Here is an 11,563-nt window from a genome sequence, read left to right as displayed (position 1 = left end):
TCGGCGGCGCGGATCAGGACTTGCCTTTGTAGGCAGCCAGTTGGCCAAAGCCGGTTGGTGAGGTGTTGCTGGCGGTTTTTTCGCAGGTCCCTTTTGGGACGAGTTTCCAGGCATTGGCCTGATGATCGGTTTTGGCGGAGCCAGCACAGGTAGTGCCAGCGCCGGCGGCGCAATCGTTATGCCCTTTCATGGCAACCCCGAAGCACTTCTCCATGTCGTCGGCAGCCTGAGCGGGCAGGGCGGCAATACTCAGAGCCGACCCCAGAGCAAGAGCCAGGGCTGCGGCAGACAAGGTGCGGGTGGTTTGGTTTTTCATGGTGACTCTCCAGAAATTCCGGTAGCGATTGCTGCCGGGTTACCCAACTAGAGAGGCAAGGGGGGGCGTTGTTACAACTGATCTGAATTATTTTTATGTAGCCGATCGCAGCCTTTGCTCCTCGTCAGCGGCTACAGGAAAAACGTAAACCTGTGGGAACGAGCCTGCTCGCGAACGACCTTCGCGAGCAGGCTCGCTCCCACAATAGGGCTAGATATACAACAGAGTTTCGACAGCTTATGCGTCGTTTAACAAGAAACGGCCCCGAAGGGCCGTTGTGTGTCGCAGGCAGGTTTAGCCGCCCAGGTAGGCGTCACGCACTTTCGGATCGTTGAGCAATTGCTCGCCAGTGCCTTGCATCACCACCCGGCCGTTTTCCAGCACATAGGCACGGTCAGCAATTTTCAGTGCCTGGTTGGCGTTCTGCTCCACCAGAAACACCGTTACACCCTCATTGCGCAGCTGTTCGATGATATCGAAAATCTGCTGAATGATGATCGGTGCCAACCCCAGTGATGGCTCATCAAGCAACAACAGCTTGGGTTTGCTCATCAACGCACGGCCAATGGCAAGCATTTGCTGTTCGCCACCGGACATGGTGCCACCGCGTTGGGTAAAGCGTTCCTTCAAGCGCGGGAACAGGTGCAGAACCTTGTCCATTTGCTCCTCGTATTCCCGTTTTTCGGTAAAGAACCCGCCCATGGCCAGGTTTTCTTCCACGGTCAAACGAGCAAACACCCGACGCCCTTCAGGTACAACGGCGATGCTTTTGCGCATGATCTGGGCCGAGCTCAACCCCACCAGTTCTTCACCCAGGTAGCGAATGCTGCCGCTATGAGCCTGAGGCGAGCCGCACAGGGTCATCATCAGGGTCGACTTGCCGGCACCGTTGGCGCCGATCAGGGTCACAATCTCACCCTGGCGCACCTCTACATTGACGCTGTGCAGGGCCTGGATCTTGCCGTAAAAGGTCGAAACGTTTTCGAATTGCAGCATTTTACGCTTCCCCCAAATAGGCTTTGATCACTTCAGGGTTGTCGCGGATCTGTTCCGGCGTCCCGTCAGCCAAAGGCGTGCCCTGGTTGATCACCACGATATGGTCGGAAATGCTCATGACCAGTTTCATGTCGTGCTCGATCAACAGCACGGTGGCGTTGTGCTCATTGCGCAATACGCTGATCAGCGCCTTGAGGTCTTCGGTTTCCTTGGGGTTCAGGCCTGCAGCCGGTTCGTCGAGCATCAGGATGCGCGGGCGCGTCATCATGCAACGGGCGATTTCCAGGCGTCGCTGCTGCCCGTAGGCCAGGGTGCCCGCCGGGCGGTTGGCGAACTCGGTCAGGTTGACCTTGTCGAGCCAGTACGCGGCGTAGTCCATGGCATCACGTTCGCTTTTGCGAAATGACGGGGTCTTGAACAGGCCCGACAGGAAGTTGGTGTTGAGGTGGCGATGCTGGGCAATCAGCAGGTTCTCAACCGCGGTCATGTCCTTGAACAGGCGCACGTTCTGGAAAGTGCGGACCACGCCTTTGCGCGCGATCTCATGACCCGGCAGGCCTTCGATCGACTCGCCATCGAGGACGATGCTGCCCGCAGACGGTTTGTAAAAACCGGTCAGGCAGTTGAATACGGTGGTCTTGCCGGCACCGTTAGGGCCGATCATCGACACCACCTGTTTTTCCTTGACGGTCAAGGCTACGCCGTTTACCGCCAACAGGCCGCCAAAGCGCATGCTCAGGCCGCTGACTTTCAGTAACTCGCGGCTCATTTTCGCAGCTCCAGGTGAGGACGTTGCATAGGCAGCAGACCTTGTGGACGCCAGATCATCATCAGCACCATCAGGGCTCCGAACAGCAACATGCGGTATTCGCTGAATTCACGCATCATTTCGGGCAGCAGGATCATGACCACGGCGGCCAGGATGACACCCAGTTGCGAGCCCATGCCGCCCAGTACCACGATGGCCAGGATGATCGCCGACTCAAGGAAGGTGAACGACTCAGGCGTTACCAGGCCCTGACGTGCGGCAAAGAAACTGCCAGCAAAACCCGCAAACGTAGCGCCCAGGGTGAAGGCCGACAGCTTGATCACGGTCGGATTCAGGCCCAGTGCACGGCAGGCGATTTCGTCTTCACGCAGTGCTTCCCAAGCGCGGCCGATCGGCATGCGCAGCAGGCGGTTAATGACGAACAACACCAGCAGTACCAGCACCAGCGCGATCAGGTAGAGGAAAATTACCTTGTTGATCGAGTTGTAGGCGATGCCGAAGTACTCGTGAAAGGTTTGCATGCCCTCGGCGGCGGTTCTGTCGAAGCTCAGGCCGAACAACGTTGGTTTCGGGATGTTGCTGATACCGTTTGGCCCGCCGGTGATGTCCGTCAGGTTACGCAGGAACAGGCGGATGATTTCACCGAAGCCCAGCGTCACGATGGCCAGATAGTCACCGCGCAAGCGCAACACCGGGAAACCCAGCAGGAAGCCAAAGGTAGCCGCCATCAATCCGGCCAAAGGCAGGCAGATCCAGAAGCTCAGCCCGAAGTAATGCGCGAGCAGGGCATAGGTATAGGCGCCTACGGCATAAAAGCCGACATAACCGAGGTCAAGCAGGCCAGCCAGGCCTACCACGATGTTCAGGCCCAGGCCGAGCATCACATAGATCAGGATCAGTGTGGCGATATCCACTGCACCACGAGAACCGTAGAACGGCCAGATCAATGCCACAAAGACCAGACCGAGAATGATCCAGCGTTGAGTGCTGGGCAGGGTCAGGAAGTTGGTGGCCTTGGTGGGCACTTTCGGCAGGCTGGGGGAGTTTCTCCAGGCTGTGGTCAGTTGCTGGTTGAACAACACGCGCACAAACATCAGCAAGGAGCAGATCGCGATCACGCTCAGGGTAAAGGTGCTGGTGTTGTGAACTTCGATGTTGATCCCGACGATAGTCAGTTTCAGGCCGAGTACCGGGTAGGCGACGGCCCAGACCAACAGGGCGCTGAAGAGCGCCGACTTAAGATTCCTAGTCATACTTTTTCAATCTCCGGACGCCCCAGAATGCCGGTCGGACGGAACAGCAGCACCAGTACCAGCAAGCCAAAAGCCACAACGTCTTTGTACTGGTCGCCGAAAATATCGGCACCGAAGGCTTCAGCCACACCCAGCACCAGGCCACCGAGCATCGCGCCAGGAATGCTGCCAATGCCACCCAGTACCGCTGCGGTAAAGGCTTTGAGACCTACCAGGAAACCCGCGTTGGGGTTGATCACGCCGTATTGCACGCTGATCAGCACCGCAGCAACAGCGGCCAGGGCAGCACCGATCACGAAGGTCAGCGCAATAACGTTGTTGGTGTTGATACCCAACAGGTTGGCCATCTTCATGTCTTCGGCGCAGGCGCGGCAGGCACGACCCATGCGGGAGCGTGAGATAAACAGGGTCAGGCCGAGCATGGCGAGGAAAGTGACAACGAAAACCACGATCTGCATGTAGGAGACGATAACTTCGCTGGCACCTCCAGGGCCAAAGGTGAAGCCGCCGGGGATCAGGTTGGGGATCGATTTGTCTTTGGAGTCTTGTGCCAGTAGCACGGTGTTTTGCAGGAAGATCGACATGCCGATGGCCGAAATCAGCGGGATCAGGCGGTTACTGCCACGCAATGGACGGTAGGCAACCCGTTCAATGCTGTAGCCGTAGGCGCTGGTGACCACGATGCTGGCGATAAACGCGGCAGTCAGCAGTAGCGGTACGCTGTCCAGACCCATCATGGTCAGGCCGGCGATGGCGATAAACGCAATATAGGAACCAATCATGTACACCTCGCCATGGGCGAAGTTGATCATTCCAATAATGCCGTAAACCATCGTATAGCCGATGGCGATCAGGGCATAGGTGCTGCCAACGTTGAGGCCGTTAACCAGCATTTGGAAGAAGTGATAGATGTCAGGCATTACAAAGCTCCTAAAAACCTGAGACGCATTTCACTGGTGGAGTCATTTTCCGGCCCGGGCCGTATGGGTTTTCACCCACTTGGAGCACAGGTCTTCTGCCAGCGAACCGCTGGTGACGGTTTTAAAGATTTTCAGGTGGGCAGGCTTTCGGATCACGAAAGCGCGGCCCCATTTCCATGAACCGCGGGCCTGTAAAACAAAACCCACCGCTTGAGCAGTGGGCTTGGTTTTCAGGTCAGGAACCGACCCTTACTGAGGGCTTACTTCAGTTTTTGGCTTGCCGAAGTGCCATTCGTAGACCACGAACTTGAAGTCTTCCACGTCACCCTTGGCGTCAAACTTCAGGTTACCGGTAGGCGTTTTGAACGTACCTTTGTGGATGGCTTCAGCGACTTTGGCCGGGTCTTCGCTTTTCGCCTGCTCGATACCGCCGGCAATCACTTCAACTGCGGCGTAGGCCGGGAACACGAATGGGCCGGTTGGGTCCTGCTTCTTGGCAGCGAAAGCATCAACCAGTGCCTTGTTTTCCGGATCGGCGTCGAACGCTTTTGGCAGGGTGACCAGCAGGCCTTCGGAAGCGCCCTGGGCGATTTGCGAGATGGACTCGTTGCCCACACCTTCAGGGCCCATGAACTTGGCGTTCAGGCCTTTTTCTTTGGCCTGGCGCAGGATCAGACCCAACTCAGGGTGGTAGCCGCCGTAGTAGACGAAGTCGACGTTGGCTTGCTTGAGCTTGGCGATGACCGAGGAATAGTCTTTTTCACCGGCGTTGACGCCTTCAAAGACAGCAACCTTGATGCCTTTGTCTTCGAGGGTCTTTTTAACGGCGCTGGCGATGCCTTCACCGTATTGTTGTTTGTCGTGCAATACCGCAACGACCTTGGGCTTGACGTGATCCGCGATGTAGTTACCGGCGGCAGGGCCCTGGGCGCTGTCCAGACCGATGGTGCGGAAGATCATCTTGTAGCCACGAGCGGTGATTTCCGGGCCGGTGGCGGCCGGGGTAATCATGATGATGCCTTCGTCTTCGTAAATGTCCGAAGCAGGCTGGGTGGAGCTGGAGCACAGGTGACCGACTACGTACTTGATACCGTCATTGACCACTTTGTTGGCAACGGCAACCGCTTGTTTCGGGTCGCAGGCGTCATCGTAGTCAACCGCTTCTAGTTTTTTGCCATCAACGCCGCCCTTGGCGTTGATTTGTTCGATGGCCATTTTTGCGCCAGCAAACTGCATGTCGCCGTACTGAGTCAGAGGCCCGGTTTTAGGGCCGGCAATACCGATCTTGATGGTGTCTGCGGCAAATGAATGGCTGGCGAACCCGGCCAAAACCATAGCGGCAAACAGTTTAGTAATCTGCTTCGTAGCCATCTTTATTGGTGCTCCACTCTTCTGTTGTAATTTTTATAGTCCTGGAAGCCAAGGCAGCCGGACCGGGTCTTCTTGTAGCGAAATTCCCGGTCAATTCCCCTTGCAACTGTACCGGTACAGTGTAGAGCGCCGCTTCAGCGCTTGAATAGCGTGCTGGCGAGGGAAAAAACAGAGAATGTCGCTTAAACGTAATAAAAAGACAAAATGGCGGCGGATTCATCGGTTGATAGTTATCTGAATGTTGCCATATCAACCGGTTTGACCTTGGCCTTCAGCTCTTGCCACGTTTTATTACCTGTAAAGCCGGGTTTTTCTACCGGGTATGCGGCGTTATCATGACGCCGATTTTTTTCCCCGGTGAAACCCATGAATCAAGAACCTAGCACCCTCTATGCCAAGCTGCTTGGCGAGACCTCAACAATTGAATGGAAAGCGTTGCAACCCTTCTTCGCCAAAGGGGATTTGCTGTGGGTCGAACCCGCTCTGGACTTGATCGAAGCGGCGCAGGCCGTGACTCAGGATGATGCAGAGAAAGTCGCGGCCTGGATGGCATCCGGGCTGCTTGGCAGGATGACTGAGGCGCAGGCGCTAGACGTTCTTGAGCGCGACCCTCAGCTATGGGCAGTGGTGGTTTCACCTTGGGTGATGGTCCAGGAAAGGGCGCAAAATTAAACCTGCGCACCAAGCCGGCGCATTTATTTGCACCGCTGTGAAGAGCCCGGAGTGTGTAGCTCAGTAACCCGTCTTCACGTAGTGGCAATATGCCGTAGAGAAACGCCACAGTCGCCACTGTGGCGTTTTTTTGTGCCTGGGATCTGGCTGTACCGCTATTGGTTGGTAAGTACGAAGGTGGCGTGATCGGGAGCGGGCACAGGGCGCTTGTCGAGTTGTTGAAGAATCTCTGGCAGCGCCTCAAAGGGCACAGGCCGGCTGAGCAGATAGCCCTGGATAAAGTCGCAGCCGAACTGGTTGAGAAATTCGAACTGTTGGATGGTTTCAACCCCCTCGGTGACTACTTGCAGGTGCAGGGTATGGGCCATGAGGATAATGGCCTGAACGATCTCCATGTCCTGGCTGGAGGCCGGGATGTCTTGAATAAAAGTGCGATCAATTTTCAGGGTGTTAAGCGGCAGACGCTTTAGGTAGGCCAGGGACGAATACCCGGTACCGAAATCGTCAATGGACAGGGATACACCCAGCGCACGGATCTGTCGTAACAGTTGCGAGGTGCTGCTCAGGTTGCACATCAGGGCGTTTTCTGTGACTTCCAGCTCCAGCCGGTGTGCAGCAACGCCTGATGTGCGCAGGGCGTTTTCGATTTCGTCGGCCAACTCAACCCGTACCAGATTCAGCGCCGAACAGTTAACGGCTATGCCCAGGTGCTGCCAGCCCAGGCGGGAGAGGGCGGCGAGATCATGACAGGCTTTGCGCAACACCCAATGGTCGAGCCTGGCGATCAGCCCGTTGGCCTCGGCGATGCTGATAAAACGATCAGGGCCGAGCAGCCCGTGTTCGGGATGCTGCCAGCGTATCAGCGCCTCCAGTTTGGCGACCCGGCCACTCTTGAGGTCGAAGATGGGCTGGTAATGCAGGGACAGCCCCTTGTCCTCGTTAAGCGCGTTGCGCAGTTCCTCTTCGATTTGCAGCTCCAGCGAGGCTCGGGTTTTCAGGCTCGGGCTGAAAAAATTGAGGTTGTTACGCCCGCTGCCCTTGGACTGGTAGAGCGCCAGGTCGGCATGCTTGAGCAGTTCGGCACTGGTGGTGCCATCATCCGGGTACACACTGATGCCAATGCTGGTGGTCATGACCATTTGGCGACCTGACAGCTCAATGGGCTCTTTGAGCTTGAGCATGATGCGCTGGGCCATGCCTTGGGCTTCATCGCGCTGGCTCAGGCTGAACAGGATGCAGAACTCGTCTCCGCCAAAGCGTGCAACAACGTCATCGTGGCTGCGGGTAGCGAGCTTGATGCGGGTGGCGATTGTCTTGAGCAATTCGTCCCCGGCATCGTGACCCAGGCTGTCGTTGATGCGTTTGAAGTGGTCAATGTCGAGAAACATTACCGCAAGCCTGGTGTTCCTGGTGGCGCAGTCGATGAGTTTTTCAGCAAACAGCTGATTGAAGCCGCGACGGTTGATCAGATTGGTCAGCGGGTCGTAGTGGGCCACTTGCTGCAAGGATGCGCGCGCCTGGTCGAGCTGGCTGAGCAGGGCATTGACGCGGCGCAGGTCGTGCTCCTTGAGTTGTAGTTTCTTGTCGACAATCGTGGCGCTGATGCAACTGCCAATCAGCAACAGGGTGATCACGGCCAGCACAAGGGCCGGCTGCCAGTTATTGCTGCCTGCATCCGAATTGCCAGCCAGTGTATTGCCAATGAGCAAGTGAGTGCTGAGCAGGCCGCCAGCAGCAAGCATGCACAGGGCATATTTGAATAACTGATGGAGCAGGTGGCTGTTTGGGCGCCAGGCTGTAGTGTTGTCGAGGGTTTGCACAATAATCAGGGCAATCAGCAATGAGCCAAGCGCGATAACAACGCCGTAGCGAGCTTCGAGCGGGGAGTCAAAGGCCAGGATGCAGATGCTGTGCATCGCCCAGATGCCGATGGTCAGGCAAGCGACAGCTATCCATCGCCAAATGGTTCTTGCCGCAGTTTTTTCGGCATTGGCTGCGCGGTCGAGCAGATTCAGCGTGGCCACGCAGGCAGTACAGGCAACGAGCCAGGCGAGAAACAGCAGATAGGGGTTATAGCCGCCGATCAACAGCAGTTGCCCGTTTTCTGCGGATTCGGCCAAAAGTTGCAACCCCGGACTTTCCATTGCACGCCTCGGCGATCCAGATGCGCTAGTCGTTGGGTGCTAGCTTGAGATCGAGTATAGAAGCTGGATTGGCAGTGACAGGGGTGATGGCAAAATGATGGTTATCATTTTGTTATTAGGGCGGGGGTTTATAGTTAGTTACGTTAGATCGGGACTGTCAGAAATGTGGGAGCGGGCTTGCTCGCGATAGGATTAACGCGGTGATTCAGTTTCACCTCATTGATCCTATCGCGAGCAAGCCCGCTCCCACAGCTCATGGGTTTTAACCCGCTACCAGAACCCGAATGGCTTCAAGGCGCAGGGCGGCTTTCTCAAGCATGGCCAGGCTTTGTTCGCGCTGCTTGCGCAGGGCAATCAGTTCGCTCTCGCGCACGCTCGGGTTGACAGCCTGCAGGGCAGTCAGGCGGGCCAGTTCTTCTTCCGTGTCGGCTGCCAGACGGCGCTGGGCTTCGGCCACGCGTTCCGCATGACGTGGCGCGATTTTGGCTTCGCCTGCGTTGATTTTAGGCGTCAGTTGGTCGCGCTGGGCCTGGACGAACTTGTTGGCGCTGGCGCGGGGTACGCTTTCCAGCTGTTCGTTCAAGGTGTCGAAGGCCACGCGCGACGACAGGTCGTTGCCATTGGCATCGAGCAGGCAGCGCAGGGCGGCAGGCGGCAGGTAGCGGCCCAGTTGCAGGGAGCGCGGAGCAACCACTTCACTGACGTAAATCAGCTCGAGCAGGACGGTACCCGGCTTGAGGGCCTTGTTCTTGATCAGGGCGACGGCGGTGTTGCCCATCGAACCCGACAGCACCAGGTCCATGCCGCCTTGCACCATCGGGTGCTCCCAGGTGATGAACTGCATGTCTTCGCGCGACAGGGCCTGCTCGCGATCGTAGGTGATGGTCACGCCTTCGTCGTCACCCAGGGGGAAGCTGGCGTCGAGCATTTTTTCGCTGGGCTTGAGGATCAGCGCGTTTTCCGAGTGGTCTTCGCTGTCGATGCCAAAGGCGTTGAACAGGGTTTCCATGTAGATCGGCAGGGTGAACTGATCGTCTTGCTCAAGGATCGCCTCAACCAGTGCTTCACCTTCACCCGAACCACCGGAGTTAAGCTCCAGCAAACGGTCGCGGCCGGTGTGCAGCTCTTGCTCCAGGCGCTCACGTTCAACCCGGGCTTCGTCGATCAGTGCTTGCCACTCTTGGTCGTCCGCAGCTTCCAGCAATGGCAGCAAACGAGGACCGAACTGGTGTTGCAGGGCGTTACCGGTCGGGCAGGTGTTGAGGAAAGCGTTCAGCGCTTCGTGGTACCACTGGAACAGGCGCTGTTGCGGGCTGGTCTCAAGGTACGGTACGTGCAGTTCGATCACGTGCTTCTGGCCGATCCGGTCCAGACGGCCAATCCGCTGCTCCAGCAAATCCGGGTGGGCCGGCAGGTCGAACAGCACCAGGTGGTGGGCAAACTGGAAGTTACGGCCTTCACTGCCGATTTCGGAACAGATCAACACCTGAGCGCCGAACTCTTCGTCAGCGAAGTAGGCCGCAGCGCGGTCACGCTCAAGAATGTTCATGCCTTCGTGGAAGACCGTTGCAGGAATACCGGAACGCACGCGCAGGGCGTCTTCCAGATCCATCGCGGTTTCGGCGTGGGCGCAGATCACCAGCACCTTGGTGCGCTTGAGCATTTTCAGGGTGTCGATCAGCCATTCGACCCGCGGGTCGAAGTTCCACCAACGCTCTTCATCGCTGGCGTCCGGCTGGGCCTGGAAGCTGACTTCAGGGTACAGCTCGGCGTGTTCGCCCAACGGCAGCTCAAGGTATTCGGCCGGGCACGGCAGCGGGTAGGCATGCAGTTTGCGCTCCGGGAAGCCCTGGATCGCGGCGCGGGTATTACGGAACAGCACGCGGCCGGTGCCGTGGCGGTCAAGCAGTTCGCGCACCAGGCGGGCGCTGGCCTCGGCATCGCCAGCATTGACGGCGGCCAGCAGGGTATCGCCTTCGGCGCCGAGGAAACCGTGGATGGTTTTATGGGCTTCAGGGGACAGGCTGCCTTTATCCAGCAGTTCCTGTACGGCCTGAGCCACCGGGCGGTAGTTTTCGCTTTCGGCGCGGAAGGCGGCCAGGTCGTGGAAGCGGTTCGGGTCCAGCAGGCGCAAGCGCGCAAAGTGGCTGTCCTGGCCCAGTTGTTCCGGGGTTGCAGTGAGCAGCAGCACGCCCGGGATCACGCCGGCGAGTTGTTCAACCAGGCCGTACTCGGGGCTGACGTTGTCTTCGTGCCACACCAGGTGGTGAGCTTCGTCGACTACCAGCAGGTCCCAGTCGGCATCAAACAGCGCTGCCTGGGCCTTGGGATCGTCCACCAGCCATTCCAGGGCAACCAGGGCCAGCTGGCAGTCTTCGAACGGGTTGCTGGCGTCGCTTTCGATAAAGCGCTCTTCGTCGAACAACGCCACTTCAAGATTGAAGCGTCGACGCATCTCGACCAGCCATTGGTGCTGCAGGTTTTCCGGGACTACGATCAATACACGGTTGGCGCGGCCACTGAGCAGCTGGCGGTGGATCACCAGACCGGCTTCGATGGTTTTGCCCAGGCCCACTTCGTCGGCCAGCAAAACCCGAGGGGCGATGCGGTCGGCGACTTCGCGGGCGATATGCAGTTGGTGCGCAATAGGTTGCGCACGTACGCCACCCAGGCCCCACAGCGGCGATTGCAGCTGGCGGCTGGTGTGTTCGAGGGTGTGGTAGCGCAGGGAGAACCAGGACAGCGGGTCGATTTGCCCGGCAAACAGACGGTCACTGGCCAGACGGAACTGGATAAAGTTCGACAGTTGGGTCTCTGGCAGGGTGACGGCTTCGTTTCGCTCGTTGAGGCCGTGGTAGACCATCAGGCCGTCAACGTCCTCAACTTCGCGCACGGTCATCTTCCAGCCTTCGAAGTGGATGATGGTGTCACCCGGCGAGAACCGTACGCGCGTGAGCGGTGCGTTGCGCAGCGAATATTGGCGGGTTTCGCCAGTGGCCGGATAGAGCACGGTCAGCAAGCGACCGTCCTGTGCCAGAACGGTGCCCAAACCTAGCTCTGCTTCGCTGTCACTAATCCAGCGTTGCCCCGGTTGATACTGCTGCGCCATGCTGCCTGACTCC

Annotated in this window: 9 protein-coding genes; 1 reads left to right on the top strand and 8 read right to left on the bottom strand. The window is 57.9% G+C overall.

What is annotated here, in order from left to right:
• Positions 1–13: 13 nt before the first annotated feature.
• From ACP7BE_RS09780 to ACP7BE_RS09755, 6 genes are all read right to left on the bottom strand, one after another.
• The gene (locus ACP7BE_RS09780) at positions 14–316 is read right to left on the bottom strand and encodes a BufA1 family periplasmic bufferin-type metallophore (protein WP_095002991.1); all 303 of its coding nucleotides are present in this window, start codon (positions 314–316) and stop codon (positions 14–16) included.
• A gap of 294 nt (positions 317–610) precedes the next feature.
• Complete coding sequence (locus ACP7BE_RS09775; protein WP_095002992.1) at positions 611–1,312, bottom strand: ABC transporter ATP-binding protein; 702 nt, start codon at positions 1,310–1,312, stop codon at positions 611–613.
• 1 nt (position 1,313) lies between these two features.
• Complete coding sequence (livG, locus tag ACP7BE_RS09770; RefSeq protein WP_095002993.1) at positions 1,314–2,081, bottom strand: high-affinity branched-chain amino acid ABC transporter ATP-binding protein LivG; 768 nt, start codon at positions 2,079–2,081, stop codon at positions 1,314–1,316.
• On the bottom strand, positions 2,078–3,334 hold the full coding sequence (locus ACP7BE_RS09765) for a high-affinity branched-chain amino acid ABC transporter permease LivM (RefSeq protein WP_426105676.1): 1,257 nt from the start codon (positions 3,332–3,334) through the stop codon (positions 2,078–2,080). The genes livG and ACP7BE_RS09765 overlap by 4 nt, the downstream gene beginning before the upstream one ends.
• Positions 3,331–4,254 carry a high-affinity branched-chain amino acid ABC transporter permease LivH gene (gene livH / locus ACP7BE_RS09760; protein WP_016779736.1) on the bottom strand — a complete coding sequence of 308 codons (924 nt, stop codon included), beginning with the start codon at positions 4,252–4,254 and terminating at the stop codon, positions 3,331–3,333. Before livH ends, ACP7BE_RS09765 begins: the two co-directional genes overlap by 4 nt.
• 249 nt (positions 4,255–4,503) lie before the next feature.
• Positions 4,504–5,631: a branched-chain amino acid ABC transporter substrate-binding protein gene (locus tag ACP7BE_RS09755; RefSeq protein ID WP_095002995.1), complete on the bottom strand. Its 1,128-nt coding sequence runs from the start codon at positions 5,629–5,631 to the stop codon at positions 4,504–4,506.
• A gap of 360 nt (positions 5,632–5,991) precedes the next feature.
• Between ACP7BE_RS09755 and ACP7BE_RS09750 the strand changes: the two genes are divergently transcribed.
• Positions 5,992–6,297 carry a DUF2288 domain-containing protein gene (locus tag ACP7BE_RS09750; protein ID WP_095002996.1) on the top strand — a complete coding sequence of 102 codons (306 nt, stop codon included), beginning with the start codon at positions 5,992–5,994 and terminating at the stop codon, positions 6,295–6,297.
• Between the two features lie 155 nt (positions 6,298–6,452).
• On the opposite strand, the gene ACP7BE_RS09745 is transcribed toward ACP7BE_RS09750, so the two are convergent.
• Both ACP7BE_RS09745 and rapA read right to left on the bottom strand, forming a co-directional pair.
• Positions 6,453–8,441 carry a putative bifunctional diguanylate cyclase/phosphodiesterase gene (locus ACP7BE_RS09745; protein WP_426105673.1) on the bottom strand — a complete coding sequence of 663 codons (1,989 nt, stop codon included), beginning with the start codon at positions 8,439–8,441 and terminating at the stop codon, positions 6,453–6,455.
• 262 nt (positions 8,442–8,703) lie between these two features.
• The gene (rapA, locus tag ACP7BE_RS09740) at positions 8,704–11,550 is read right to left on the bottom strand and encodes an RNA polymerase-associated protein RapA (protein WP_095002998.1); all 2,847 of its coding nucleotides are present in this window, start codon (positions 11,548–11,550) and stop codon (positions 8,704–8,706) included.
• Between the last annotated feature and the right edge of the window lie 13 nt (positions 11,551–11,563).

It is taken from the genome of Pseudomonas sp. TWR1-1-3 (assembly GCF_049896805.1).
Taxonomy (GTDB): domain Bacteria; phylum Pseudomonadota; class Gammaproteobacteria; order Pseudomonadales; family Pseudomonadaceae; genus Aquipseudomonas; species Aquipseudomonas bubulae.
The sequence above is the reverse complement of the archived record's forward strand: the minus strand, read 5'-3'. Positions and strand labels throughout refer to the sequence as shown.

Excerpts from the sequence above, each read along its gene's own strand:
- livH (WP_016779736.1), bottom strand. The coding sequence starts at position 4,254 with ATGCCTGACATCTATCACTTCTTCCAAATGCTGGTTAACGGCCTCAAC.
- ACP7BE_RS09765 (WP_426105676.1), bottom strand. The coding sequence starts at position 3,334 with ATGACTAGGAATCTTAAGTCGGCGCTCTTCAGCGCCCTGTTGGTCTGG.
- ACP7BE_RS09745 (WP_426105673.1), bottom strand. The coding sequence starts at position 8,441 with ATGGAAAGTCCGGGGTTGCAACTTTTGGCCGAATCCGCAGAAAACGGG.
- ACP7BE_RS09780 (WP_095002991.1), bottom strand. The coding sequence starts at position 316 with ATGAAAAACCAAACCACCCGCACCTTGTCTGCCGCAGCCCTGGCTCTT.
- livG (WP_095002993.1), bottom strand. The coding sequence starts at position 2,081 with ATGAGCCGCGAGTTACTGAAAGTCAGCGGCCTGAGCATGCGCTTTGGC.
- rapA (WP_095002998.1), bottom strand. The coding sequence starts at position 11,550 with ATGGCGCAGCAGTATCAACCGGGGCAACGCTGGATTAGTGACAGCGAA.
- ACP7BE_RS09775 (WP_095002992.1), bottom strand. The coding sequence starts at position 1,312 with ATGCTGCAATTCGAAAACGTTTCGACCTTTTACGGCAAGATCCAGGCC.
- ACP7BE_RS09750 (WP_095002996.1), top strand. The coding sequence starts at position 5,992 with ATGAATCAAGAACCTAGCACCCTCTATGCCAAGCTGCTTGGCGAGACC.